21 protein-coding genes and 1 pseudogene are annotated in these 26,240 nt (G+C 60.8%); 13 read left to right on the top strand and 9 right to left on the bottom strand.

The window, feature by feature from the left end; translation table 11 throughout:
• Positions 1-48 precede the first annotated feature (48 nt).
• Entirely contained in the window at positions 49-936 is an 888-nt protein-coding gene (locus ABHU32_RS01645) for a methionyl aminopeptidase (protein WP_346978635.1), read from the bottom strand.
• A gap of 160 nt (positions 937-1,096) precedes the next feature.
• The gene (locus ABHU32_RS01640; RefSeq protein ID WP_346978633.1) at positions 1,097-1,873 is read right to left on the bottom strand and encodes a radical SAM protein; all 777 of its coding nucleotides are present in this window, start codon (positions 1,871-1,873) and stop codon (positions 1,097-1,099) included.
• A 225-nt stretch (positions 1,874-2,098) separates the two neighbouring features.
• Here ABHU32_RS01640 and ABHU32_RS01635 point away from each other — a divergent pair, with 225 nt between their 5' ends.
• The 3 genes from ABHU32_RS01635 to ABHU32_RS01625 all read left to right on the top strand — a co-directional run bounded on the left by ABHU32_RS01635 (position 2,099) and on the right by ABHU32_RS01625 (position 5,368).
• The gene (locus ABHU32_RS01635; protein WP_346978631.1) at positions 2,099-2,896 is read left to right on the top strand and encodes an alpha/beta fold hydrolase; all 798 of its coding nucleotides are present in this window, start codon (positions 2,099-2,101) and stop codon (positions 2,894-2,896) included.
• Between the two features lie 211 nt (positions 2,897-3,107).
• Positions 3,108-4,988: a diguanylate cyclase gene (locus tag ABHU32_RS01630; protein WP_346978629.1), complete on the top strand. Its 1,881-nt coding sequence runs from the start codon at positions 3,108-3,110 to the stop codon at positions 4,986-4,988.
• 23 nt (positions 4,989-5,011) lie between these two features.
• A complete protein-coding gene (locus ABHU32_RS01625) occupies positions 5,012-5,368 on the top strand; it encodes an Hpt domain-containing protein (RefSeq protein ID WP_346978628.1) in 357 nt (118 codons plus the stop codon).
• Positions 5,369-5,475: 107 nt separating this feature from the next.
• On the opposite strand, the gene ABHU32_RS01620 is transcribed toward ABHU32_RS01625, so the two are convergent.
• The 6 genes from ABHU32_RS01620 to ABHU32_RS01595 all read right to left on the bottom strand — a co-directional run bounded on the left by ABHU32_RS01620 (position 5,476) and on the right by ABHU32_RS01595 (position 12,000).
• Positions 5,476-6,285: a gamma-glutamyl-gamma-aminobutyrate hydrolase family protein gene (locus ABHU32_RS01620; protein ID WP_346978626.1), complete on the bottom strand. Its 810-nt coding sequence runs from the start codon at positions 6,283-6,285 to the stop codon at positions 5,476-5,478.
• Between the two features lie 52 nt (positions 6,286-6,337).
• Complete coding sequence (locus ABHU32_RS01615) at positions 6,338-7,102, bottom strand: amino acid ABC transporter ATP-binding protein (protein WP_117840240.1); 765 nt, start codon at positions 7,100-7,102, stop codon at positions 6,338-6,340.
• Between the two features lie 36 nt (positions 7,103-7,138).
• A complete protein-coding gene (locus ABHU32_RS01610; RefSeq protein WP_346978623.1) occupies positions 7,139-7,972 on the bottom strand; it encodes an amino acid ABC transporter permease in 834 nt (277 codons plus the stop codon).
• The gene (locus ABHU32_RS01605) at positions 7,969-8,628 is read right to left on the bottom strand and encodes an amino acid ABC transporter permease (protein WP_346978621.1); all 660 of its coding nucleotides are present in this window, start codon (positions 8,626-8,628) and stop codon (positions 7,969-7,971) included. Before ABHU32_RS01605 ends, ABHU32_RS01610 begins: the two co-directional genes overlap by 4 nt.
• A gap of 138 nt (positions 8,629-8,766) precedes the next feature.
• Entirely contained in the window at positions 8,767-9,762 is a 996-nt protein-coding gene (locus tag ABHU32_RS01600) for a glutamate ABC transporter substrate-binding protein (RefSeq protein WP_346978619.1), read from the bottom strand.
• Between the two features lie 456 nt (positions 9,763-10,218).
• On the bottom strand, positions 10,219-12,000 hold the full coding sequence (locus ABHU32_RS01595) for a 1-deoxy-D-xylulose-5-phosphate synthase (protein ID WP_346978617.1): 1,782 nt from the start codon (positions 11,998-12,000) through the stop codon (positions 10,219-10,221).
• Positions 12,001-12,228: 228 nt separating this feature from the next.
• On the opposite strand from ABHU32_RS01595, the gene ABHU32_RS01590 reads away from it, so the two are divergent.
• From ABHU32_RS01590 to ABHU32_RS01545, 10 genes and pseudogenes are all read left to right on the top strand, one after another.
• Positions 12,229-12,765: an HD domain-containing protein gene (locus ABHU32_RS01590; RefSeq protein ID WP_346978615.1), complete on the top strand. Its 537-nt coding sequence runs from the start codon at positions 12,229-12,231 to the stop codon at positions 12,763-12,765.
• A gap of 3 nt (positions 12,766-12,768) precedes the next feature.
• Entirely contained in the window at positions 12,769-13,788 is a 1,020-nt protein-coding gene (locus tag ABHU32_RS01585) for a putative ABC transporter permease (RefSeq protein ID WP_346978613.1), read from the top strand.
• A 198-nt stretch (positions 13,789-13,986) separates the two neighbouring features.
• Positions 13,987-15,264: an ammonium transporter gene (locus ABHU32_RS01580; RefSeq protein WP_346978611.1), complete on the top strand. Its 1,278-nt coding sequence runs from the start codon at positions 13,987-13,989 to the stop codon at positions 15,262-15,264.
• A gap of 207 nt (positions 15,265-15,471) precedes the next feature.
• Positions 15,472-15,810, top strand: a complete 339-nt coding sequence (locus ABHU32_RS01575) for a P-II family nitrogen regulator (RefSeq protein WP_089572298.1) — start codon at positions 15,472-15,474, stop codon at positions 15,808-15,810.
• An 87-nt stretch (positions 15,811-15,897) separates the two neighbouring features.
• A complete protein-coding gene (locus tag ABHU32_RS01570) occupies positions 15,898-16,755 on the top strand; it encodes an HAD-IIB family hydrolase (protein WP_346978609.1) in 858 nt (285 codons plus the stop codon).
• A 121-nt stretch (positions 16,756-16,876) separates the two neighbouring features.
• Positions 16,877-17,587, top strand: coding sequence for a TetR/AcrR family transcriptional regulator (locus ABHU32_RS01565; RefSeq protein WP_346978607.1), 711 nt, complete (start codon positions 16,877-16,879; stop codon positions 17,585-17,587).
• 11 nt (positions 17,588-17,598) lie between these two features.
• The gene (locus tag ABHU32_RS01560) at positions 17,599-22,386 is read left to right on the top strand and encodes an acyl-CoA dehydratase activase-related protein (RefSeq protein WP_346978605.1); all 4,788 of its coding nucleotides are present in this window, start codon (positions 17,599-17,601) and stop codon (positions 22,384-22,386) included.
• A gap of 416 nt (positions 22,387-22,802) precedes the next feature.
• Positions 22,803-23,762 carry a 3-hydroxyacyl-CoA dehydrogenase gene (locus ABHU32_RS01555; RefSeq protein ID WP_346978604.1) on the top strand — a complete coding sequence of 320 codons (960 nt, stop codon included), beginning with the start codon at positions 22,803-22,805 and terminating at the stop codon, positions 23,760-23,762.
• Positions 23,763-23,858: 96 nt separating this feature from the next.
• Positions 23,859-24,320 (top strand): annotated as a pseudogene (locus ABHU32_RS01550) (aryl-sulfate sulfotransferase); the annotation flags it as partial.
• Positions 24,321-24,511: 191 nt separating this feature from the next.
• The gene (locus ABHU32_RS01545) at positions 24,512-24,961 is read left to right on the top strand and encodes a hypothetical protein (RefSeq protein ID WP_346978603.1); all 450 of its coding nucleotides are present in this window, start codon (positions 24,512-24,514) and stop codon (positions 24,959-24,961) included.
• A gap of 127 nt (positions 24,962-25,088) precedes the next feature.
• Here the strand turns inward: ABHU32_RS01545 and ABHU32_RS01540 are convergent, their stop codons facing one another.
• Positions 25,089-26,228, bottom strand: a complete 1,140-nt coding sequence (locus ABHU32_RS01540; RefSeq protein ID WP_346978602.1) for a DUF389 domain-containing protein — start codon at positions 26,226-26,228, stop codon at positions 25,089-25,091.
• Positions 26,229-26,240: the final 12 nt, after the last annotated feature.

Here is a 26,240-nt window from a genome sequence, read left to right as displayed (position 1 = left end):
GGCGCTCATGGACGGTTGTAAGTCCATGAGCGCCCGGCGTCCGTGCGGCTACCAGCTGAGCAGCTCGTAGCCGTTCTCGGTCACCACGAGCTGTACCTCGCACTGGGCCGAATCGCTGCCGTCCTTGGTGCGCACGCACCAGCCGTCGCCCTTGCTAATCGTGATGTCGGGCGCTCCGGCATTGACCATGGGCTCGATGGTAAAGACCATGCCCGGAGCCATAATGGTGTCCACATCGGGCGCCTCGGTGGTAAAGCCCACAAACGGGTCCTCGTGGAACTCCTTACCGATGCCGTGTCCGCCGTACTCGCGCACCACGCTAAAGCCGGCGTCCTCGACCGTCTTTTGTACGGCCTCGGCCATCACGGACAGCGGCAGCCACGGCTTGACGGCGGCCAGACCCGCCTCCACGCTGGCGCGAGTGACGTCGACCAGACGCTGGCGCTCGGCCGAGACCTCGCCGATGCAGAACATACGGCTCGAATCACTAAAGTAACCGTCCAGGATCGTGGAACAGTCCACGTTGATGATGTCGCCATCGTGCAGCACGTCCGTATCGCAGGGGATGCCGTGGCAGACGACGTCGTTGATCGAGGTGCACACGCTCTTGGGATAGCCCTCGTAGTTGAGGTCGGCCGGCGTGCCACCGTGCTCGACGGTGTAGTCGTAGATCATCTGGTCGATCTGGTTGGTGGTCATGCCTGCGGCGATATGCTCGCCCACATAATCGAGCACGCCCACGTTGATGGCGGCGGAGCGCTTAATGCCCTCGATATCGGCGGGCGTCTTGTAGAGCGTACGGGGCAGAACCTCCCAGCCCTCCTCCCACAGGCGCTCGAGGCGCTCGTCGAAGGCGCTGTGACATTTCTTATATTTTTTGCCGCTGCCGCACCAGCAGGCGTCGTTGCGGCCGGGTACGGGTCCTTTGTCATACATGGCTAACTTCCTTTCATCCGCAGCTAGTATAGCCCACTCACGCGTCCATAAAAGTTGCGGTGATATAGTTCCGATTTAAGCGGTTTAACAGCATAAACAGGAACTATATCACCGCAACTGATGGAGTGGGATGGCGGACACTAGCTGCTGCGTGGTTTTGCTAGTAGCTCACCTGGCAGGGAATGCCGAGGGCGCGCACGCGTGCGGCGATCGTGTCGAGCACCTCGGGCGTTGCTTTGGCAAGGCCGTCGACCGGTGTCTCGCGCGCCACCGTGTAGATGGTCGCCTCCTGCGGACGAATGCGCTCGAGTGCCGCGAGCCAGGGGGCAACGTACTCCTCGCCGGTGTTATCGATGAGCTTGCCCTGATACTCGCCGGTCAAAAAGATCGTCTGGATAATAACGTGACCGTCAAAGCTTGCGAACGTTTCGATCTGGTGCTCGACGTCGTAGGGGCCAACAGGCTGGTCGAGCAGCTGGATAAACGTCGGGTCGACGGTATCGAGCTTGAGGATGTTGTCGTCGACCATCATGAGCGCGTCGTGCACCTGGGGGCGGTCGGCGCGCGTGCCGTTGGAGAGCACGGCGATCTTGGAGTTTGGGGCAAGCTCGTCGCGCAACGCGACGGCGCCGGCGATGGCCTGCGGAAACTCCGGTGCGGCAGTGGGCTCGCCGTTGCCTGCGAAGGTGATCACATCGGGGAGCTCGCCCTCGGCTGCCATCTCGCGCAGCTTTGCCTCGAGCGCGTCGAGTACCACGGCAGCAGTGTTGTACGGCTCATGACAGGGGCGCTCGGCGTTGAGGCCGTTTTCGCAGTAAATGCAGTCGAACGTGCAGATTTTGCCGCTGGCCGGCATCATGTTGACGCCGAGCGAGAGACCAAGGCGACGGCTGCGAACGGGCCCAAAGATGGGGCTGGCATTCAAAAACGTAGACATAGGCATATGCTCCTCAAGACAATTGTGCCTAAGCATAGCATCGGCTCCAAAGCAAGGTGCGGGCCCTTGCTTTACAAGTTTCGTTTTTTCACGTCGCTCATTATGCCGTGCCATGAAAAGCCTCGGGTCGGGTACAGTTAATCTGTTAACAAGGCGTAAGGCAATGCGGGTCCATCCAACCGCACCGACGTGCAACTGGATGAGCATTGATGATGGGGGCACAACATGGATTTTACGGTCGAGAATGCGGGCACCACGATTGCCTGTCGCGAATATGCCGGCCCGGATGTGTCGCCTGATACTCCTGCCTTGGTGTGCGTACACGGCGCTTGTGTCGACGGCACATTTTTTGACGGTATCGCTTGCGAGCTCAGCCGCAACTACTGTGTAATTGCCTACGACCGCCGCGGCTGCGGTGGCAGTAGCGATGCGGCAGACGGCAGCTATGATCTTGCCGCCCAGGCCGCCGACCTGCAAGCCGTGATCGAACACGTTGGCGCTCCGGCAAATGTGCTTGCGCATAGCGCCGGTACGTCGGTGGCGCTGGAGCTTCTTCGCACCGAACCCAATCTCGTCGCCCGTGCGATTCTGCATGAGCCGGCTGTGTCGGCCGAAGGCGTCGGTATGGGCGCAGCTCCGGTTTTGCTCGATATGATTGCGGCTGGAAAGGTTTCAAGGGCGCTCCGGCTTTTCTTGGGAGCCCTCGGCGACTTGGACCCCGAGGCTCCCGGGACGACCGAAGCGGAAGCCAAACATGCCCTGCGCAATGGTCGTTGCTTTATGGCGAACGAATATGGAACAAATATGACATATGCTCCCGACTGGGAGCGCGCCCGCGCGTCAAAGGCGGTGTCGGCCGTGTTTTTGGGCGAGCTTTCGGTCGGCACGCCCCGCGAGGCTGGTACGAGGGTGGCGGCTGAGCTTTTGGGCTGTCCACTCGTAATGGTTCCCGGCGCGCATAACGGTCTGCGCGATCGCCCCGTTACGGCGGCAAACGCCGTTCGCGATGTCTTGGAGCGTTAGCGCGCTCGATGACCTGCGGGGAGAGGGGCTGTTAGCGTTTCGTCATTGTTAACGAATGCGCCCATAACCGCGCACCCGCGGCTCCATTACCGCCGTTTGCCAGGTCATAAAAATGTAACGATAATCGCGCGTTTGCCTTCAGCTGTTAGATGTTACCCTTGTACCAATTGATATGCACCGTTGCCGTGCGTAACGATAGGAAGGGCCCCATATGCTCAATAATCACGAGGTCAATCTAACCGACGAGGAGGCTGCCGCTGAGGTCGCCCGCGTCGCGAAGACCTACCCCGTGGTGCGTTTGCTGTCGGCCGATCAGATTAAGAGCGAGCCTAACTGCCTGCTCGCCGGCAATCGGTGCCCTTGTCTGCGTCAGTCGAGTCTTGAGGCCTTGGCAGATTCCGATGAGGTGTCGGAGCAACTGCTCAACGATGGTGTTGAGTATCGCGCCCGCCTACGCCCTCTGAAGGTCGAGGGCGAGCCTCACGTCCTGCTGATGGTGCGTCCGATCGATGAACAAGAGACTGCAGAAGAGGACCTTGTCTACACCGACGTGCTGACGAGTGTGCGCAATCGCCGATATTACGAGGAAAAGCTCCGTAGCGCCCGCATGAATGCCGGCGTTGCGGTGATCGACCTTGATGATTTTAGGGTCTTCAACGATACGTGTGGCCGTCATGCCGGCGACCTTGCGCTCGGTGCTGTGGCGACAGCCATACGCAGCGGAATTCGTTCGACTGACGAGCTCGTACGCTATGGCTGCGACAAGTTTGTGGTCGTCATGCCCAATATTCCCTCCGATGACTTCACCCGTCGCCTGCATCAGGTGTCCGATGCCGTTCGTTCCACGATTGTTCCGGGCCATGAGTACGTGAGCTTGACGGCATGTGTTGGTGGCGTTCGCATTCATGGCGAGACGGTCGATGAGGGCGTTGGCCGCGCTGTACAGTTACTGAGCCGCGCTAAGGCAAAAGCCGGTTCAGTCGTGACCGATGCCGATTCCATCGAGGCCCTCCAAAGCGAAAAGCCTTTGGTGCTTATTGTCGATGACTCCGAGATGAACCGAGCCATTCTCAACGAGATGCTCAAGGACGAGTATTGCATCCTCGAGGCCGCCAACGGTCGTACGGCGCTCGACATGGTCGACCGCTATGGCGATGAGTTGTCGCTCGTGCTGCTGGATATTGTCATGCCGGGCATAAGCGGCTTTGAGGTGCTGGCCGATCTGTCGCGCCGATCGGGTATCGACAATCTGCCTTTCATCATGATATCGAGCGAAGATTCCGATGATATGGTTCTGCGCGCGTACGAGCTGGGCGCCTCGGACTATATCAACCGCCCGTTTGACTCCCGTGTCGTGCGCCGCCGTGTAAGCAACACCATCCGCCTATACGCCAAACAGCGCCGCCTGACGAGCCTGCTGTCCCAGGAGTACAACGAGCGCGTCAAGAACAGTCGCATGCTCATCGACATCATGGCCGGCGTCATGGAGCTTCGCAACGGCGAGAGCGGCAGGCACGTTACGAACATCGAGAAGCTGACCGAGCTGCTGCTTGACTGCCTGGTCCAGCGTAGCGACACGATCTCCCTCGACAATGAGGAGCGCTCCACGATTGCCCTGGCTTCGGCGCTGCACGATATTGGCAAGATGGCGATTGACGATGCGATTCTCAACAAACCCGGACGCCTTACGCCCGAGGAGTTCGAGATTATGAAGACGCATACCACGATCGGCGCCGACATGTTGCTTGAGCTGGGTCGCCATCACGTCGGCAATGCGCTTATGGAATATGCGTACCAGATTGCGCGTTGGCACCACGAGCGCTGGGACGGCAAGGGCTATCCCGATGGCCTTAAGGGCAACCAGATTCCCATCGCCGCACAGGTGGTTTCGGTGGCCGACGTGTATGATGCGTTGACGAGTGTGCGCGTGTACAAGGGCGCCATCCCGCACGAGGAGGCTATCCAGATGATCCTGGACGGTAAGTGCGGCACCTTTAACCCGCTGTTGCTCGACTGCCTGCTCGAGGTGCAAGACCGTATCGCCGAGACGTTGGCGCGCCCCGCCGACGTTGTCGCGTTTCCCACGATTTAGTTTGACCAAAGGAGTTTTAATCCATGATTTCCATGCGTGAGGCGTATGAGAAGATCGGCGCCAATTATGACGACGCGTGCACTCGGCTGATGGGCGAGGAAATGCTTGCCCGCTTTGCCCTCAAGTTTTTGGATGACGAGAGCATGGACAAGCTGGAGGCCGCCATGGCGGCGGGAGACGCCGAAGGTGCGTTTATGGCAGCGCACACGCTCAAGGGCGTGAGCCAGAACCTGGGATTCGATAATCTGTACGAGCCGGCGGTCGTGGTGACCGAGGCGCTGCGCGGCGCCGATGCCGTTGACGGCGCCCGCGAGGGAATGCATGCGTTGCAGCAGCAATATGCGGCTACGATGTCGGCCCTGCGCGAGGCGGCCGAATAAGGGCTTGCGAGCCTTGGGCTGTGTGTCCCGGCCATAAATAGGTAAAAGGGCGCCCCGCCGGACCATGTGGCCGGCGGGGCGCCCTTTTGTGTTGTGCTGTCCGTGAACTAGCGAGCCTGCTTTACCTTGGCTGCCGCCTCGACAAACGACTTCCACAGGTTAAAGTCGGTCTCGAGCGTCTGCCAGGTGTACTCGGGATGCCATTGCACGCCCAGGCAGAACGGCTGGCCTTCGACTTCGATGCACTCGGGAACGCCGTCGGTTGCCTTGGCGACCAAGCGTGTGCTTTTACCCAGACGATCGACGCAGCAGTGATGTGCCGAGTTGGTCTGGATCAGCCTGTGCCCGCCAACCGCGCGTTCGAGCAGCGAGCCCGGCACAACCTCGACGGGATGCACGGGGTCGTTGAGCACGTGGGTATGGCGCCACTGCGTGCGGCCCTCGCGAGCGCCCAGGCTCGGCACGTCCATGCACAGGGTGCCGCCAGTGGCGACATTGAGCAGCTGCGTGCCGCGGCAGGTGGTAAAGAGCGGCTTCTTGGCGCGAAGTACCTCGTCGACCAGCTTAAACTCAAAGCTATCGCGGATCTCACAGCAGAGGGTGGGGTCGTAGGGTCGATCATCGCCCCAACGTTTGGGATTGACATCGGGGCCGCCGGGAATGGCGATACCGTCGGCGATATCGACGTAATGACGGATGACCTCAATGTCCTCGGTGATGGACATCTGCAACGGCAGGCCGCCAGCGGCAAGGATGGCATCGACAAAGACACTTGCGATTTCCTCGTTGGGGGAGAGCATCTCGGTTAAAAACGGCTCTGCCTCTTCCCAGCGCGGCGCGACGAGGATGAGTGGGCGGTCGGCGGGGGCGACGTCGACGTGCGGGGTGTATGACGATGAAGTGCGAGTTCCGATCATAGGTGTAACTTTCGAGTCTGGATGGTCATGGCGAGCGAACATGGCAATTGGGTTAGTGGCCCTTGATGGAGTTGAGGAAGTCCTGGGCGCGCTTGGTCTGGGGGTGGTCGAAGAACTCGTCGGGCGTGCCGGTTTCCACGATCTGGCCGTCGGCCATAAAGACGACGCGATCGGCCACGCGGCGGGCAAAGTTCATCTCGTGCGTAATGACGATCATCGTCATGCCCTGCTGGGCCAGGCGAACCATGACCTCGAGCACCTCGTTGATCATTTCGGGATCGAGGGCGCTCGTGGGCTCGTCAAAAAGCATGGCCTTGGGCTGCATGGCGAGCGAACGGGCGATGGCCACGCGCTGCTGCTGACCGCCTGAGAGCTGCGCGGGTACCTTGTCGGCCTGCTCGGCAACGCCCACGCGGCCAAGCAGGTCCATGGCGCGCTCGCGGGCCTCATCCTTGGAGACGCCCAACACGTCGACCGGCCCCAGCATGACGTTCTGCAGTACGGTCATATGTGCAAACAGGTTGAACTGCTGAAACACCATGCCCAGCTCGGCACGCATGCGGGCAAGATCCTTACCTTCCTGCGGCAGGGGCTCGCCCTCGATGAGGATCTCGCCCGAGTCGATGGTCTCCAAGCGGTTGATGGTGCGGCACATGGTCGACTTGCCCGAGCCCGAGGGGCCAATCACCACGACGACCTCGCCGCGGTCGACCGAGAGATTGATGTCGTTGAGGACGTGCAGGTCGCCATAGTGCTTATCGACGTGTTTGAGCTCGATCAGCGGCTGATTGCCGGTGGAAGAAGTGCTCTGTGCCATGATGCTCGGCTCCTTATGACTCGAAATGGTAAAGCGTTAGCGGATGATGGTCGCGCCGGTCTTGTGCGAAACGTAGACAGCGGCCTTGTTAATCGCGACGTTGATGAGGATATAGATGACCGCGATTACCAGGTAGACCGACACGAGGGCGTCGTAGTTGGTAATGAGCACGCGGGCATTTTGCATCAGGTCGGGATAGCTCACCACATAGGCGACGGTGGTGTCCTTGACTACGACTACAAGTTGTGAGATCAACGACGGAATGATAAACCGAATCGCCTGGGGCAATACGATTTTAAAGGTGATTTTAGCCTTGGAGAGACCGAGCGCCTGGGCCGCCTCGACCTGCCCGCGCGGTACGGCGTTGACGCCGGCACGGAAGATCTCGGCAAGTACGCCGGCTGCAGCGAGCGCGACAGGAAGCGTGAGCATCCAAAACGACGGCAGCGCAATCTTGTACTGGGGCAGCACCAAAAAGAAGAAGTAGATGAACAGGAGGCTCGGTACGCCGCGGAAGAAATCGGTGAGCACGCGGCAGACCAGCTGCAGCTGCTTAATGTCGCTGGTACGGCCGAGCATAAGGGCTAAGCCCAGCACCAGCGCGATGGCGCCGGCGGTGAGTGCGACTTTAACGGTGCCCTCAAAGCCGGCAAGCAGGAACTTCCAGGTGGTGAGGTGCGTAAAGAAATACCAATAGTGGACCGAAAGCTGGCCGGTCACATAAAAGCGCTGCAGTACCAGGACGACGAGCGCGGCGACGGCAACAAGCGAGATGGCGGTGCCGATGCGAATCTTGGCGCGCATCTTGGGGCCGGGAGCCTCGTAGAGCGCATCGCGCATGGTAAGTGCAGGGGAGGAATGCTTGCTCATCGGAGGATCCTCACCTTCTTATCGATATAGTTGCCAATGTGGCTCACCACAAAGGCCGTGCCCAGGTAGCCGAGTGCCGAGATAAAGAACGCGGCGACGCCGCCAAGTGAGCGCGTGTTGATATAGCTCACCACGCCGGTAAGCTCTTGCGGCTTAAGCGGCACCTGGCTGCCCAAGGCGGTAGTGAGCATGACGGCGATAAAGAGGTTGGTCATGGGCAGCACGCTCGAGCGCAGCGCCTGCGGAATCACGATCTTGGCGAGGATGCGGTTAAAGCTCATGCCGAGCGAACGTGCGGCTTCCACCTGGCCGACGCCAACGGTGTTGATGCCGCTCATAAAGTTCTCGGAACCAAAGGCCGAGCCCAAAAGAACCGTGGCGACGATAACGCAGGTGCGGTAGGGCAGGATGACCTTGAGCGGCGGCAGCGCGTAGACGACGATGATGAGCAGCGCGATGCCGGGGATGTTACGGAAGACCTGGACATACAGGTCGCCAAAGACGCGCAGCGGCTTGAGCGGCGACACGCGCATCACGGTGACGGCGACGGCCAGCACCATGGCGATGACAAACGACTCAAGCGTCATACCCCAGGTTGCTAGCAGCGCGTCGATATAGTTCTGGCCATAGAGTGACCAGAGTTCGGAGAGACTCATGCGGACCTCCTGCCGATAAGGAAAGGGGCTCCCGCGTGTACGGAAGCCCCGACAACTCAGTGAGGAAACAGTTTACCGCAATAAAGCGCATCATGCGTTTCCGTATGGTTTCGTTGCGGCCGTTACTAGACTCGCTGCCTAGGCGCCGATCTCGGGCAGCTCGGGAACATTGGTGTCGCCCGTACGGTCGCCGATGCAGATCTGCCACAGCTCGGTCCAGGTGCCATCGTCCTCGATCTTCTTAAGGAAGTCGTTAACGAAGGCGACACCGTCGGAATCGAGCGGCAGGCCGATGCCATAGGGCTCCTTGCTGCCGAAGGGCTTGCCGGCAATCTTGTACTTACCGGGCTCGCGAACCAGGGCGCTCTGCTGCATGTTGTTATCGATGACGTAGGCGTCAACGCGGCCCTGCTGGAGTGCCTGGCGGGCCTCCTCGTCGGTCTTGAACTCCTGCTGGCTGGCCTTGGGGGCAAATTCTTCCAAGATGGCGGGGCCGTTGGAGCCGGACTGGACGGCGACGTTCTTGTCGGCCAGGTCGTCGACGCTCTTGATGTCGTCGTTATCGGCGAGCACCAGGATGGCCTGCTGGGTGTAGTAGTAGGGGCCGGCAAAGGAGACGAGTTTCTTGCGCTCGTCAGTGATGGTGTAGGTGGCAAAGACGGCGTCGACCTGGCCGTTCTGCAGGACGGACTCGCGCGTGTCCGAGGTCACCTGGGTGATCTCGACCTTGTTCTCGCCCAGAATGTAGTTGGACAGGAGCTGTGCGATGCCGGCATCGAAGCCGCGGGTCTGACCGTCTTTCTCGTTGAGGAGGGAGAAGAGCGTGGAGGTTTGAACGCCACCGATCTTAAAGACGCCGGCGTCCTTGACGGCCGTGGCCCAGGTGCTGGCAGCGATAGCATCGTCATCGGCCTTGGGGCCGTCGTTGACGAGCTTGTCGAACGCCTTGGCATCGAGCGTGGTGGAAACCTCGGTATCCTCGGAGCTCTTGGAGGAACCGGCGGCGGAACCCTTGTCGGCCTCGGCGCTGGTGTCGGAGCAGCCGGCAAGACCAAGGCCGGCGACGGTTGCGAAGGTGGCGGCAACGAAGCCGCGGCGGTCGAGAACGACCTGCTGGGAGAGGTTCTTGCTCATGGTAGAACACCTTTCTCAATAAAATCCCTAGCGGTTGAGTAGAGTTATACCCTATCGCGCTCAAATGGGTCAACACGAAATAACTCAGAAACATACTTGTCTTATGGGTAATTCTACCTACCAAAAAGGGACAGGCACCTTTGTGGTGGTTCTGGCCGGTGCGGCGGCATGCCTTAGTGTTCTGTCTCAATCTGTAACATCTGCAGCCGTTTTTGCCGAGTAACTGTTACAGATCGAGATTTTCTCTTCAGGGGAATTCGAATGTCTCAATCTGTAACAGGTAGACGAGGAAATGGGTTCTAACTGTTACAGATCGAGATTTTCTCCTTAGGGGGGATTTGAATGTCTAGATCTGTAACAGTTAGACGGGAATTCGGGCCCTAGGTGTTACGGATCGAGATAATCGCGCCGCGAAAACAAAAACCTCCGCAGGGGTGCTTCCCTTGCGGAGGTTTTTTACTCGTTGAGTAGCCTTACGGCTTCGGCGGCCATGTTCTCGACCGTCATGCCGTTCTGGGCAAGCAGCTCGTTGGGGTCGTAACGGTCGGGGAAGCCCTTGGCGATGCCAAAGGTGCGGGTGCGCACCGGTGTGCAGGCCAAGTAGCACGCCACGCGCTCGCCCCAGCCGCCGTCTAAGATGCCGTCCTCGAGGGTGACGACAACGCGATGCTCGGCGGCAAGGCTGTCGAGGAACTCGTGGTCGAGCTCGGTTGCAAAGCGCGGGTTGACGAGCGTGGCCTCGATACCGTACTCGGCAGCCAGACGGTTTGCCACGCGCTCGCCCAGCTCAAAGAAATCGCCAAGCGCGAGCACGGCAACGTCGTGACCCTGGCGCACCACGTTGTAGCGAACGGCGCTGTAATCGGCGCCCTCGGCGGGTGCAAGGTCGGGACGGCTTACCAGGCCGATGCCCGGTACACGAATCGCTACGGGATGCTCGCGGTGGTCGAGCGACCAGCTCAGCATGGACAGATATTCCTCCATGCAGGCCGGCGCCAAGTAGTGCATGTTGGGAAGTCCGCCCAGCATGGAAATATCAAAGAACGAGAGATGCGTCTCGGACGTGGTGCCAAAGATCGACGCGCCAAACACCAGGATGGTTGCGGGGGCGTCGTTGAGGCACAGGTCGTGCCACAGTTCGTCGTAGGCGCGCTGCAAAAACGTGCCGTACGCGCCAAAGACCGGCTTGGCGCCGGCGCTGGCGAGTGCGGTGGCAAAGGTGACGGCGTGCTCTTCGGCAATGCCCACGTCGACAAACTGCTTGTCTGCCGCGGCGCGAAGCTCGGGCGTAAAGCCCATGATGTAGGGCGTTGCGGCCGTGATGCCCACAACCTGTGGATCGCGCTCGATGGCAGCGCTCAGGACCTCGCCCGTAATATCGGCATAGGTGCGCGGTGCGGGCTCGCTCGGGTGGCCCGGGCAAAGTTTGCGGCCGGTTGCCATATCGAAGGGCCCCACATGATGCCAGTGCTCGGGGTCGCTCTGGGCTGGCTCAAAGCCCTTGCCCTTGGCGGTGGAGACATGCAGCACGATGGGATGATCGATATCGCGCAGCTCCTGCAGCGTATCGACCAGCGCTTGGACATCGTTACCGGCGTCCAGATAGCGATAATCGAGGCCCAGCGCGCGGAAAACGTTGTGCTCGGTAGCGCCATTGCTAGCGCGCAGCTCGGCCAAATTGCGATACAGGCCACCGTGGTTTTCGGCGATGGACTGGTCGTTATCGTTGACGATGATGATCAGGTTGCTGTCGAGCTCGGCGGCATTGTTAAAGCCCTCAAACGCCAGGCCGCCCGAAAGCGAACCGTCGCCAATAACGGTAATGACGTTATACGTGTCACCCGCCAGGTCGCGCGCGTGGGCAAGGCCGCAGCCCAAGCTCACCGAGGTCGAGGTATGACCCATGGCAAACAGGTCGTGCTCGGACTCGTCGGGATTGGCAAAGCCAGAAGCCTCACCATAACGCTCCGGATCGATATAAGTGTACGCGCGCCCAGTCAGCGCCTTGTGGGCGTAGGTCTGGTGCGACACGTCAAAGACAATTTTGTCGGTGGGGGAGTTAAACACGCGATGGAGCGCGACCGTGAGCTCAACGACGCCCAGGTTGGGGGCAACGTGCCCGCCGACGGCGGCGGAGCTTTCGAGGATGGCGTGGCGAATCTCGTCGCAGAGCTGCGGGAGCTCGGCACGATTAAGAGCCTTGACGTCCTCGGGCGTTGTCGTTTGCGTAAGCAGCATCGTTGTGGGTTACTCCATGCGAATCGAGCGCCGGCGCTCCCTCGGCCGACACAATTGCACAAGACAGTCTCGCACATTTTGGCGTTTGATATGTGACGGCGGCGCGGTAATTCGCCAACTGGTGGGGCAAAACGTTTTGTCCGATGCCATACTGATGTGTTCCATGATGATTTTATCGATTGTGCACAGGCCGTGGCTTGCCGCCATGAGCCGCCGGAAGGAGGCAGCATGTCCGATGCCGTTCGTGCCGAGAAAATCGCGTGCGAAGTAGACCATGCTGCCCGTCAACTGGCACAGGCGGGCCGTTTGGACCTGACGCGCGAGTTTATCCAGCATGGCGATGTGACGGTGTATGCGCATGTGATCTCGGTGGCGCGGGCGAGCCTGTCCTTTGCCGAGCGCTTGGGCCGTGCTGGCATTTCGGTCGACCGTGCTTCGTTGCTGCGCGGGGCCTTGCTGCACGACTACTTTCTCTATGACTGGCACGATCCCGACCCGAGCCATCGACTGCACGGATTCCGGCATCCATTTTTTGCTCTGGCGCGTGCCGAGGAAGATTTTGAGCTGACGCCGCGCGAGCGGAATATTATCGTGCGGCATATGTTTCCGCTGGTGCCGGTGCCGCCGACGTGTCGCGAGGCGTGGATTGTTTGCCTGGCGGATAAATGGTGTGCTCTGCGTGAGACGGTCGCCGGCCGCCTGCCGCGCAAGGACGAGACGGACGATAGCGTGAGTAAAGCATCGAGCGAAAAGAGGAGAGGGTAGACGGTGGGGACCGCGATTGATATGGCGTTTTGCGGCGCGACGCTTGCCGCCTGCCCACTCTCGGCACTGGTGCTCTCGTTTGCCTTTTACGGGTTTTGCGGTTGGGCATGGGAGTCGACAGTATGCGCCATGCTCAATCACGGACGATTTGCCAACAGTGGCTTTTTGCTGGGGCCGTGTTGTCCCATCTATGGTGTGGGCGGCATTGCCTGCTGGCTGCTGTTGCGCGGGATTCCGGATGCCTCGAGCCAGTTTGTCGCTGCAGCGCTCGTATGCAGCGTGATTGAGTACAGCGTGGGCGTGCTGCTGGAAAAAACAACGGGCGCTCGCTTTTGGGATTACTCGCACCTGCCGTTTAACCTGCACGGACGCATCTGTCTGTACTGGGCCTGCGCGTTTGGCTTGGGTGCGTTGTGTATTTGCCGTTTAGTGGAGCCGGCATTGCTGGGGCTGCTTGGCCATCTGCCGGTGCTGATTGTGCGACTGTCCGCCTTTATCGTCGCGGTCGCGATGATGGTCGACGCGGTGTGCTCGTTGGCGAGCTGGCGGCGTCTGTCTGATCAGCTGGAGCGCGTCCGGGCCGACCTTGCCGACCGCATCAATGAGTCGCTTGCCGATGCCTCGGACTCAATGCTCGAACGTATTCCCGATTCTACGATTGACTCGGTGGCACAGACGCACATCCGTAGCCGTGCCGTTAACGCGTGGCTAGCCGAGCTGGGTGACGCCGCGCTCGATGCCCTGCGCGAGAAGGCTTCGATGCCGACGTTTATCTCGGATGGTGCTCGCGGCCTGGCGCTCGCTGCCCGCCGCGTGGCCGATGCCGCGCCGAACATGCCGCGTCCGTCGCTCAGTCGTCGCCTTGCCGGCAAGCGCATGGGCCGTCCGGTGCCGAGCGTGTCACTCAGCCGCCGCGACCTACGCTTCTTTAACGCCTTCCCGCGTCTGCGCATTAATCGCTACGAAGGTGTCATTCGAGCAACTAATCTCCGCGACCGCGCCCACGAACTGTTTCGGCGCTAGCCGGGACGGGCGCGCCCACGGCTCCCTTGCTCGCGCATTTCCCGTTCGTTTCGCGCTCGTTGCCGCGCCGTTTCCAAGATTGCGGCACCGTTTCCATTCGACAACGCAGCGTTTAACAACGCCGTATCTGGTCTACACCAGTTGCCCCTCGGCCGCATTATGGGCGCCGACAACGTCCATGCGACCAAGGGGGAGCGAATGTACGATACGGGATCGACAACGTTTATGCTCATCTGCACCATGCTCGTGTTTTTAATGACACCGGGTCTGGCGTTTTTCTATGGCGGCCTGTCCAGGCGCAAAAATGTCATCAACACTATGCTCATGTGCTTTGGCGCCATTGGTCTGGTTGGTGTGCTGTGGATTGTTGCCGGCTGGTCGCTGGCCTACGGCGGCGACGGTTCCAGCCCGTTTATTGGCGGCTTCGACCAGCTGCTGTGCCTGCCGGTGCTCAGCCAGGTGCTGCAGGCGGCCGAGGGCAATGCCGCAGACGGTGCCGTCTACCCCCAGATCATCAACATCGCCTTCCAGATGGCGTTTGCCATGATCACGGCCGCTATCGTCACGGGCAGCCTGGCCGGCCGCGTTAAGTTTGGTGCCATGACGGCCTTCCTGGGCATTTGGCTGCTTGTGGTCTATGCGCCGCTTGCCCACATGGTTTGGGGCGGCGATGGCTCCTTTATCGGTGACATTATCGGCGCGCTCGACTTTGCCGGCGGCGACGTGGTGCACATTTCGTCCGGTCTTACCGGCCTGATTCTCTGCTTAATGCTCGGCCGTCGTCGCGGCTTTGGCATGGTGAGCTACCGTCCGCATAACGTGCCGTTTGTGGCGCTGGGCGCCGGTCTGCTTTGGTTTGGCTGGTTTGGCTTTAACGGCGGTAGCGAGTTTAAGGCCGACGCCGTGGCGGCGCTCGCCATCCTCAACACCGTGACGGCCAGCGCGGCGGGCATGGTCTCGTGGCTTGCCGTCGAGCGCGTGCATACCGGTCGCCCCACGCTGGTGGGCGCCAGTACCGGTCTGGTTGCGGGCCTTGTGATGGTTACGCCGGGTGCGGGCTTTGTCGAGCCGTGGGCGGCACTGGTCATGGGCCTGATCGTGTCGCCCGTCTGCTACCTGGCTATCAGTCATCTCAAGACCAAGTTTGGTTATGACGATGCGCTCGACGCGTTTGGCTGCCATGGTATCGGCGGCATCTTGGGCGGCGTGCTCACGGGCCTGTTCTGCGTGCCGGAGCTCTCGTGGACCGGTAAGGGCGGCCTGCTCTACACGGGCGACGTGTCGCTGCTCATCTCGCAGATTTTGGGCATTGTGGTTACGGTCGCTCTTGTGCTGGTGCTCGACTTGGTGATCGCCGCGGTGGTCAAGGCGCTGTTCCATGGCAGCCTGCGTGTGGACGAGGCTGACGAGGCGCTGGGCCTGGATGCGAGTCAGCACGGCGAGAGCGCATATCCCTCCTTCTCGGGACTTGACTAGCAGCTTCCCCAAGCACCGCACCTTGCCGTTCAATCGTCGCTCACGTACTTAAGTACGCTTCGCTCCTCTTTCACGGCAATCTGCGGCACTTGGGAAACCTGCTAAGACCAGTCAGTTGAACTTTTTGATCTCTGAGGTTGGTTTGCGACACCTGGGAAACCCGCATCTCATGTAAAGGGATACGTTGATTATTGAGAGGAATTCATTATGAAAAAGATCACGGCTATCGTGCGCCAGGAAAAGCTTGAGGTTCTCAAAGATGCGTTGTTTGCTGCTGATGTTCGTGGCATGACTATCAACCAGGTGCAGGGCTGTGGCGCGCAGCATGGCTGGAAGGAATACGTGCGCGGCAACGAGTTGCTTGTCAACACGATCCCTAAGGTACAGTTCACCCTTATCTGCGCCGATGAGCATGTCGACGGAATTGTCGAGATTATCTGCAATGCTGCTCGCACCGGTGCCGTTGGAGACGGCAAGATTTGGGTCGAGCCGGTCGAGGAGGTCATCCGCATCCGTACCGGCGAACACGGCCCCGCCGCGGTGTAGGACAATCTTTCGCCTGACGGGCGTGCCTCTCTTGGGGTGCGCCCGTTCTCGTCTACAATATCGTGCAGACGAAGGAGAGGCATGCCCATGATCAAGATGTTTGCGAGTGACTTAGACGGAACGCTGTTGAATGCCCTGCACGAGGCAGACGGGACCATTCGCCGTGCCATTCGCGAGCTGACCGAGGCCGGCCTGCATGTGGTTCCCGCGACCGGACGCTCGACGCTGCCGATCGGCGAGCATGGCTTTACAGGTCTGGCACTCGACGCCTGCTGCTCCAACGGATCCATCGTGCGTGACAGCCATGGTGAGGTGCTCAAGACCTGGACCATCGACCCGCAGGTTACCGAGGAGCTGCTCAAGACATTCCCGGACATTTGCTTTGATTGCTCCACGCCCGACGGCATGTTCTCGAGCGGTTCGTTCGAGATGCACCAGGCGGGTTTTAAGAAGGACAGCCCTATCAAGCGCATCGTGATGCGCGGCATGCGCGCGCGTGGCGGGTATCACGAGGAGCAGTATTTCAATCAGTCGATCGGCGACATCCTGCGCCACGATGTGTGTAAGATCAACTGCCGCGTGACCTCGCCCGAGCTGGAGCGCGACCTTAAGGCATATTTGGCCGAGCGATCGGACCGCGTGGTCAACGCGCCGTTCGATCCGGTGATGTTCGAGATCACGGACGTGGCGTGCAACAAGGGCGAGAGCGTGGCCTGGCTGGCGGGCTACTACGGTATTGCCGAGGATGAGGTCGCGGTCTACGGCGACGGCGGCAACGACATCGCCATGCTCAAGCGTTTCCGCCACAGCTACGCGACCAAAAACGCAAGCGATGCAGCTAAGGCCGCCGCGAGCGCGACCATCGGCAGCTGCATGGTCCACGCCGTCCCCAAACACATGCTCGCCACCATGCGCAAGCAAAACTCCCGCACCGTCATCGAATAATGTGACAACGGGACTGTTCCTTCGTCACATCCAAAATATTGCCTTTACGTGTTGATGCACACGGTGTGCAATAATACTCGCACTGTGCAATAGCGCACAGGCTGAGTAACAAGGAGGACGCTTGTCCCAGCTCGAGAAATGCGATCGCCGGTCCCTTCGCTCGCAGCGTGCCCTTCGCCAGGCACTTGCTAGCGAGCTTGCCGAAAGCGGCGACCTTTCGCGCATTAATGTCGCGTCGCTCACCGAGCGCGCTGGCCTTACGCGCCGCACGTTCTATTCGCACTACCGCGATATCCCCGACTTTATCAATCAAATCGAGGATGGCTTACTGGCCGAGATCCGTGAGCGCATTGAGCTCATCACCGCAGCTCAGCTGCCTGATCTCTATCACAACATCGATGAGCTTGAGCCGGCACCCGGTTCGGTTGAGTTGCTGCGCTACCTTGCGGCCAACCGCGATTTGATCGGATCGCTGCTGGGCCCGGGCGGCGACCAGGCTTTCATTAAAAAGATTATCGACACCGCGCGTGAGGCCGTGGTGCCTCGTGCGCAGACGGGCATTTTGGGCCTGGCGCTGGGTACGTTTTTTGACTACTACGTCACCTACGTCGTGAGCGCCGAGGTCGGCATGATTCAGCGCTGGTTTGAGCGCGGGCTTACCGAATCGCCTGAGGCCATGGCGCGCATTATGACGGTGCTCGCTTTTGTGCGCCCTGGTGACCTGTATGGCCAACCCATCGATATCAACGTGCCGGAATACGGCATGAAACTATTGAACCTGCAGCTCGAGGACGCGGCCGACACCGCCGCAGCCGTCGAGTCCAACAACTAAGAGGAGAGACAATGAGCAAACTCGTCGAGGGCATTAAGGACCGTATGGTCGCTGCCGCGCGTGAGGCTGCACCCGCCGTGGTGGATGCCGCGCAGAAGGCCGCGACCGCAGCTGCCGAGAAAGTTGCCGAGGCAGTTGCCGATGCCAAGAACGCGGCAGGGGAGACGTCCGTTGCTAGCGAGCCCGCCACCGCCACCGAGCCCGTAGCCGCCACCGCCGCCCACGCTCCCGAAGGCGCGATCTTCAACCCCGAGAACGCTCGTGGCAACCTGCACCTGGGCATCGACGTGGGCTCTACCACCGTTAAGCTCGCCGTGCTCAACGACGACAACCAGATCGTCTACGCCAAGTACCAGCGCCACCACACCGACGTCCGCGCTTGTGCCCGCGATCTGTTCGAGGGTGCTGCGACCGTGCTGCCGACGGCTCAGATGACCTGCGCCATTACCGGCTCGGGCGGCCTGCTGCTGTCCCAGTGGCTCGACCTGGAGTTTGTCCAGGAGGTCATCGCCAGCAAGCGTGCCGTCGAGACCCTCATCCCGGCCACCGATGTCGCCATCGAGCTGGGCGGCGAGGACGCCAAGATCATCTACTTCGACAACGGCATCGAGCAGCGCATGAACGGCACCTGCGCCGGCGGCACGGGCGCGTTTATCGATCAGATGGCAACCCTGCTGCACACCGATGCCAGCGGCCTCAACGAGCTCGCTGCCAACGCCACCACCATCTATCCCATTGCCAGCCGCTGCGGCGTCTTTGCCAAGACCGACGTCCAGCCGCTGCTCAACGAGGGCGCCCGCCCCGAGGACGTCGCCGCCTCCATCTTCCAGGCGGTCGTGACCCAGACCATCTCGGGCCTGGCGTGCGGCCGTCCCATCCGCGGCAACGTCGCCTTCCTGGGCGGCCCGCTGCAGTATCTCTCCGAGCTGCGCCACCGCTTCTACCTCACGCTCAACCTGGACGAGGAGCACCGTATCGTGCCCCAAAACGCCCACCTGTTTGTGGCGAGCGGCGCCGCCATGGCGCACGAGTCCAACAAGCTCAGCACGTTCCCGCAGCTCATCGAGGCCATCGACAGCTTGGGTGATACGCAGGGTGCCGAGGTCGAGCGCCTGGATCCGCTCTTTGCCACCGACGAGGACTTTGCCGAGTTCAAGACCCGCCACGACCAGGAAGTCGTTCCCAAGGGCAAGCTCGACGGCTACACCGGTCGCGTGTTCATCGGCATCGACGCCGGCTCCACCACCATGAAGGCCGCGCTCGTGGGCGAGGACGGTCAGCTGCTGCACACCTGGTACGGCAACAACAACGGCGACATCCTAGGCACGGCCAAGGTCATCATGGCCGATTTCTACAACCACATTCCCGCCGGCTGCACCATCGGCCACGTGACTACCACGGGCTACGGCGAGGCACTGCTCATCGAGGCCCTCAAGGCCGACTCCGGCGAGATCGAGACTGTCGCGCACCTGCGCGGCGCCAAGGCGTTCCTGCCCGGCGTCGAGTTCATTCTGGACATCGGCGGCCAGGACATGAAGTGCCTGCGCGTCAAGGACGGCGTTATCGAGCACATCATGCTCAACGAGGCCTGCTCGTCGGGCTGCGGCAGCTTTATCGAGAGCTTCGCCGTGTCTATGAACATGGACGTGCGCGCGTTCGCCGATGCCGCCATCCATGCCAAGGCCCCGGTCGACCTGGGAAGTCGCTGCACGGTCTTTATGAACTCTCGCGTCAAGCAGGCGCAAAAGGAAGGCGCCACGGTGGGCGACATCGCGGCCGGTCTGTCCTATTCCGTCATCAAGAATGCCCTGTTCAAGGTCATTAAGCTGCGCGACCCCAAGGAGATCGGCAGCCAGGTGATCGTCCAGGGCGGCACCTTTATGTCCGATGCCACGCTGCGCGCATTTGAGCAGCTCACCGGCGTACATGCCGTGCGTCCCGACATCGCCGGCTGCATGGGTGCCTATGGTGCTGCTCTGCTCGCCCGCGATCGCGCCGGCGCCGATGGCGCCTCGACCATCCTTTCGGCCGAGGATATCGCGCACCTCACCGTGACGCAAAAGCACGTCCGCTGCGGCCGTTGCTCCAACAACTGCCAGCTTACCGTCAACGACTTTGGCGGCGGCAGGCGCTTCATTACCGGCAACCGCTGCGAGAAGGGCGCTGGCCACAAAAAGCAAAAGACCGAGGCCCCCAACCTCTTCAAAAAGAAAAACGAGCTGCTCTTTAACCGCGAGGTCCTGAGTCCCGACGAGGCCCCCCGCGGCACTGTGGGTATCCCGCGCGCGCTCAACATGTACGAGAACTACCCCTTCTGGCACGCGTTCTTTACGCGCCTGGGCTTTAGCGTGCAGCTGTCCGACCAGTCGAGCAAAAAGACCTACCAGGCGGGCATCGAGTCCATGCCGTCCGAGAGCGTGTGCTATCCGGCCAAGATGAGCCACGGCCACGTGATGAACCTCATCGACCGCGATGTCGACTTCATCTGGATGCCGTGCGTGCGCTGGGAGCGCAAGGAAGATCCGACGGCTGGCAACTGCTATAACTGCCCCATCGTCATGAGCTACCCCACGGCGTTGGCACTCAACATCGACGAGATCCGCGAGCAGAACATCGAGTTCCTGTATCCGTTTGTACCCTATCACGACAAGACCGAGCTCAAGCGCCGTCTGTACCAGGTGCTCGCCGTCGACCGGGTGGCCGATGCTGAGGCCGGTCGCGGTCGCGTGCGCGGTCCCAAGATCACGCGCTCCGAGGTCGATGCCGCCGTCAACGCTGCCTTTGAGGCCGATGCGCGTTTCCACGAGGACATCCAGACCATGGGCGAGGAGGCCCTTAAGTGGGTCGAGGACCACGGCGGTCACGGCATCGTGCTCGCCGGCCGTCCCTACCATAACGACCCCGAGATCAACCATGCCCTGCCCGAGCTTATTTCGAGCTTTGGCTTTGCGGTCTTTACCGAGGATTCGCTCGCGCACCTGGTAAAGCCCGAGCGCCCCATCCGCGTGGTCGACCAGTGGATGTACCACAGCCGCCTGTACGCCGTCGCCCGTTTTGTGACGATGCGCAACGACCTGGATCTGATTCAGCTCAACTCCTTCGGCTGCGGTTTGGACGCCCTGACCACCGACCAGGTGCAGGAGATTCTGGAAGCCAGCGGCAAAATCTACACCGTGCTCAAGATCGACGAGGTGTCCAACCTGGGCGCCGCGCGTATCCGTATTCGCTCGCTCATGGCCGCGCTCAAGGACCAGGAGGCCGAGCGCCTGGCCGAGGCCACGGCCGCGGGCGAGACCTACGAGCAGGGTGACGCCGCGCCGGTGGCGCCCTCCACGGATGCCCCCGCGTTCGCGAGCCGCAAGTACACGTTCGAGGCGCAGCGTGAGAGCGCATCGACCGCGTGGCCCAAGGTGCCCTTTACCGAGCAGATGCGCGAGGAGGGCTACACCATCCTGTGCCCGCAGATGGCGCCGATCCACTTTGACCTGGTCAAAGAGGTGTTCCGCGGTGCTGGCTACAACTTGGAGCTGCTGCCCTCGACCGACCACGATGCCGTCGAGGCCGGCCTGCGCTATGTGAACAACGACATTTGCTACCCGTCGATCCTGGTGACGGGCCAGATTATGGAGGCCATCGAGAGCGGTCGGTACGACCTGTCCAAGACGGCCGTTGTTATCAGCCAGACCGGCGGCGGCTGCCGCGCCACCAACTACATCGCGCTCATCCGCAAGGCACTGCGCGAGAGCGGCCACCCCGAGATTCCGGTAATCTCGCTTTCGGCCGTGGCGCTCGGCGAGGACAACCCCGGCTTTAAGATTACGCCGGCGCTGCTTAAGCAGGCAGTCTACGCGGTGCTCTTTGGTGACGTGATGATGCAGATGCTCTACCGCTGCCGTCCGTACGAGGCCACGCCCGGTGCCGCCAACGCACTCTACGAGGAGTACATGGCGCGCGCCCGCAAGCTGGCGCCTAAGTTCAACAGGCACAACTACACCAAGCTGTGCCGCGAGGCCATCCGCGCGTTCGACACCATGCCGCTCGTGGGCGAGGGCGCCAAGCCGCGCGTGGGCGTGGTTGGCGAGATCCTGGTCAAGTTCCATCCCACGGCCAACAACCACGTGGTCGATGTCATTGAGCGCGAGGGCTGCGAGGCTGTGGTGCCGGGCCTGCTCGACTTCTTCCTGTACTCCATGAGTAACGCCGAGCTGCAGAAGGACGAGCTGGGAAGCTCTGCTACCACGCGCGCTGGTATGCAGGCGCTCATCAAGCTCGTGGACTGGATGCGCACGCCGGTGGAGGAGATGCTCGAAAAGTCCCGCCGCTTTGAGGCGCCCGAGCGCATCGGCACCATGGCCGACAAGGCCCGCACGGTGCTCTCGGTGTGCAACAACATGGGCGAGGGCTGGCTGCTCACGGCCGAGATGCTCGACCTGATTGACCACGGTGCGCCCAACATCATCTGCACGCAGCCCTTCGCGTGCCTGCCCAACCACGTGGTAGGTAAGGCTGTGATCAAGGAGCTGCGCCGTCAGCATCCCGAGAGCAACATCGTCGCGGTGGACTACGACCCCGGCGCGTCCGAGGTCAACCAGCTCAACCGTATTAAGCTCATGATCAGCGTGGCCAAGGAAAACATGCGCGCCGGCAAGGGCTTTAAGCTTGAGAAGGTGGCGCCGCTCGCGATGGACGAAGTCACCGGCCAGATGCGTGCCCACGATGGCTGCGTGAGCTGCGGCTCGGTCGACGAGAGTGCCGTGGCGTCGGTCGCTGAGCGCCTGGGACGCGGCATTAAGAAGTAGACGGCCCGCTTTGGGCTAGATGCGAGGCAAACGGGTGGTAGCCGTACCGGCTGCCACCCGTTTTGCTGGACATATGTTGCGTAAACGCCCCGACTATCACCCTTTGCGAACTCAGATTTCGGAAGTATGCGGCAAAATCTGAATAGACCGAGCACACCGAATATGTCCAAGCCCTGTACCTGCGGTTTTATTGGCGGAAAACCGGGGGGTGCTCAAGGGTTCCGGAATTTGCCGCATACTTCCGCAAACGACGTCTCGGTGGCACAAAAAATCGCCCTCGGAACCCTGAGATAATGAACAGGTGTAGCCGTTCGCCGCAAATTACTGTCCGTTTATAGAACCCACCCCCGGCGCGCGGCCTCCTTACGGTTGAATAAATACACATCTATGGAATTACGTAAGAGAGGACCGTCCCTATGAGCTACAAGACCGTTTGTGTTGCCGGCGGCGGCGTGTTGGGAAGCCAGATTGCCTTTCAGGCTGCCTGCTGCGGCTTTGATGTAACGATTTGGCTGCGCAGCGAGGGCAGCATCGGCCGCACCCAGCCCAAGATCGATCATGTGCGCGAGGAGTACATCGCTGCTATCGAGGGCATGGCGGACGGTACGGGCGAGTGGTGCGCCGGTATCGCCGATAGCGGCCAACCCTTCGACAAGGAGGCGGCACTCGCCGCCGTCGAGCGTGCCTACTCCACGCTCAAGCTGGAGCTCGACCTCGCCGAGGCCGTGGCCGACGCCGACCTGGTTATCGAATCTATGGCCGAGGACACCCAGGCAAAGATCGACTTCTACAAGAAGCTTGCTCCGGTTCTCCCGCAAAAGACCGTCATCGTCACCAACTCCTCCACGCTGCTGCCGAGCACCTTTGCCAAGTACACCGGCCGCCCCGAGAAGTACCTGTCGCTGCACTTTGCCAACTCCATCTGGAAGAACAACATGACCGAGGTCATGGCCCAGGACCAGACCGACAAGCGCTGCTTCGACGAGCTCGTCGACTTCGCCAACGACATCCGCATGCTGGCGCTTCCCGTCAACAAGGAAAAGAACGGCTACCTGCTCAACTCCATGTTGGTGCCGTGGCTGCTTTCGGGCCTTGACCTGTACGTCTCGGGCGTGAGCGATCCCAAGAGCATCGACCTCGCATGGACGCGTGGCACCGGCGCCCCCAAGGGTCCGTTCCGCGTATTCGACACCGTGGGTATCCAGACGGCCTACAACATCGTCATGCAGTATCAGAAGGTGCCGGGCCTGGTGAGCCCGCTGCTCAAGAAGATGATGATGCCCTACAACTTTAAGGCCATGGCCTCCGTTCTCAAGAAAATGCTCGACGAAGGCAAGCTGGGCGAAAGCTCGGGCGAGGGCTTCTTCAAGTACTAAGAACGACCCCTCGGGGTCGGAGGAAAACGGATCATTTTCGGCCGCCAGCAGTGAGAAGATGGACCCAGAAATAGAAAGGAGTGGCAATGGGCTGGCTCGGGCTTTGAAGACAAGTTATTGCAGGCCCAGGGCGATTTCTCGCTCAATGCAGGCCAGCACAGCGTGACGTATCTGCTGAGTTCTGACACGGCAGCGACTGGTCGCTACCAGGTGCTGCTATACGACAACAACTTTGGTGCGGCCGAGAGCTACCCCAAGTTCGACTGGGGCCAGCTGGGCGCCGCGGTGGTGACTGACTACAACAAGGGCACGCATTCGTTTGGGCGCATCTTTACAGTGGACGAGACGGCGCGCACCTACGAGCTCGAAGACCAGATCGCGGTGCCGTTCTCGCGCTACGTTAGCAGTGCGCAGCGCGTCGGCGATTCGAATAGTATGCTCGTGGCATCGGGCCAGGCCAAGACCTTTGCCGAGTACGATCGCTATGGACTGCCCATCGCCGCCTACGAGATGGAAGCCGAAAAGTACATCTACCGCGTGTACAAGTACGAGCTGTAGCGCTGCGCTTAGGTTTGACCAATGGAGTATGAAAACACGCCGCTCGCCGATACCCCCTCCGCGAGTGGTAGCCATATGGTTTGATGTCAGAAACATATAGTTGTCGCCAGCCTGCTGGCGACGTCCCCCCCTGATATCGGAGGTTCCAGGTATGTTTCGCGCTCCGTTAAACAACTATTGATCGGGCTAACATGGGTCGCCGTACTATTTCGATAACCCTTGCAGTGGTCTGTCTGACTGTGCTCCTGGGCGCTACAGGGCTGTTTGCTATAAGCCGAGAAACGTCCTATATGCAGGAATGCGCTTCCGAAGGGTTTGCCATTGATGGTTACTATCGGGATGACAAAACGAGTCGGGAAACCCTTGCTTTTCTTGAGGAGGACAACTGTCGATGGCAGCTGGTCGATCAAGACGGAATCTGCACAGACGGGCAGTTTAAGCGTACGGATGACCCCAACATCCTGATATTAAAGAAGGAAAACGGCGAAGAATTCGGTACGGTCCACGTCGCGTATATGTCACGCCGACGCGAGTGGGGCCAGCTCTATCTATTTAGAGATAGCGAAGTGACCCGATTTTATCTGGTGAGCACCGATCCGGCGTTTACGGTGGAGTCTGGCGATGTCGATGCGGACGTCTGATTCACGGCAATAAAACAGCGAGCGGGGCGCGGGCGTGAACTACGTCCCGCTTTTTGCATGTGCCTGCGTCGCGTCTGAGCCTCGCCGCGACTTGCGCCTGTGCGCGGGAGCCATCCCATGCTCCGTATTACTCCACATCAAACTCCACGCGATCGAGTTCGGGTACGTTGAGGTCTATGAGCTTGCGGGCGACGTGGCGGTCGTGCGTTCCGAGCGCCTCGCTCGTTGTCACATGGGCGACAGTTTGGCGCTCGACAAGGCCCTCCTTGTCGCCCTCGGCAGCCGAGGTCTCGACGGCGACGGTGTAATCCTTAAAGCCCGGCAGCACCGCGGCAAGTTCGCGCGTAGTTTCGGTGACACCGTAGCCGTCCTGCACGCCGGTCTGCGCCGAGCCAATGGACCCCGCCGTCATAACGATGCAAGGGATGGCAAAGATGACCGTTCCCACGATGATGCGGCGGCGCACTTTGCGTGACAGCTCGTCGACCTCGGCGTTTTCCTTGGCGGTCACAATGCCGTCGCCGTTGAGATCACGCTTGAGCGGTACACGTAAAAGAAGCAATACGGCTTCGGCCGCCAGCGCGATAAAGACGACGTTGATGCCAAACTCGTAGAGGGCTGAGAGGAACAGCGACCCGCTCGCGATGGCAATGCCATAACCCGCCGCGCACAGGGGCGGCATGAGCGCGGTTGCCACGGCCACGCCGGCGATGAGCGTGGCGGGTTCCTGGTCGCGCGAGTTGCCCAGGCCACCCGCAAAGCCGCCCGCGAGCGCGACGGCAAGGTCCCACACGGTGGGCGTCGAGTTGTCGATAATGGCGGCCGTGGTGGTGCCGAGGGGCGAGAGCTTAAAGTACAACGTGGATGTGACCAGGCAAAAGGCCATTTGCAGCGCAAGGCTGGCGACGGCTTCGACGGTAATCTCGCGGTCGAGCGTGGCGATGCCATATGCCATGGCAAGGACCGATCCCATAAGCGGGCAGATGAGCATGGCGCCCACGATGGCGATGTCCGAATCGATATCGAGGCCGATGCTTGCGATGAGCATGGCGATGATGAGGATACATAGGTGGGAGCCAGTCAGACGCGCGCCGTTTACAAAACGCTTGCGAATCACGTGGTAGGGCGCGCGACCCTCGCGAATGTTGAATGCGCGCTTGAGGAAGCGGGTGATGTTTTCCATGGCTTCGCTATGGGCAGGGCGGATGCCGTGACGCCGATGATGACGCTCGCGCAGTTGCTTAATCTGTTGGTTATCGAGTTCCATGTTCACCTCGTT

It is taken from the genome of Collinsella aerofaciens (assembly GCF_039758965.1).
Lineage (GTDB): Bacteria > Actinomycetota > Coriobacteriia > Coriobacteriales > Coriobacteriaceae > Collinsella > Collinsella aerofaciens_BR.
This window is presented reverse-complemented; position numbering and strand designations above follow the sequence as displayed.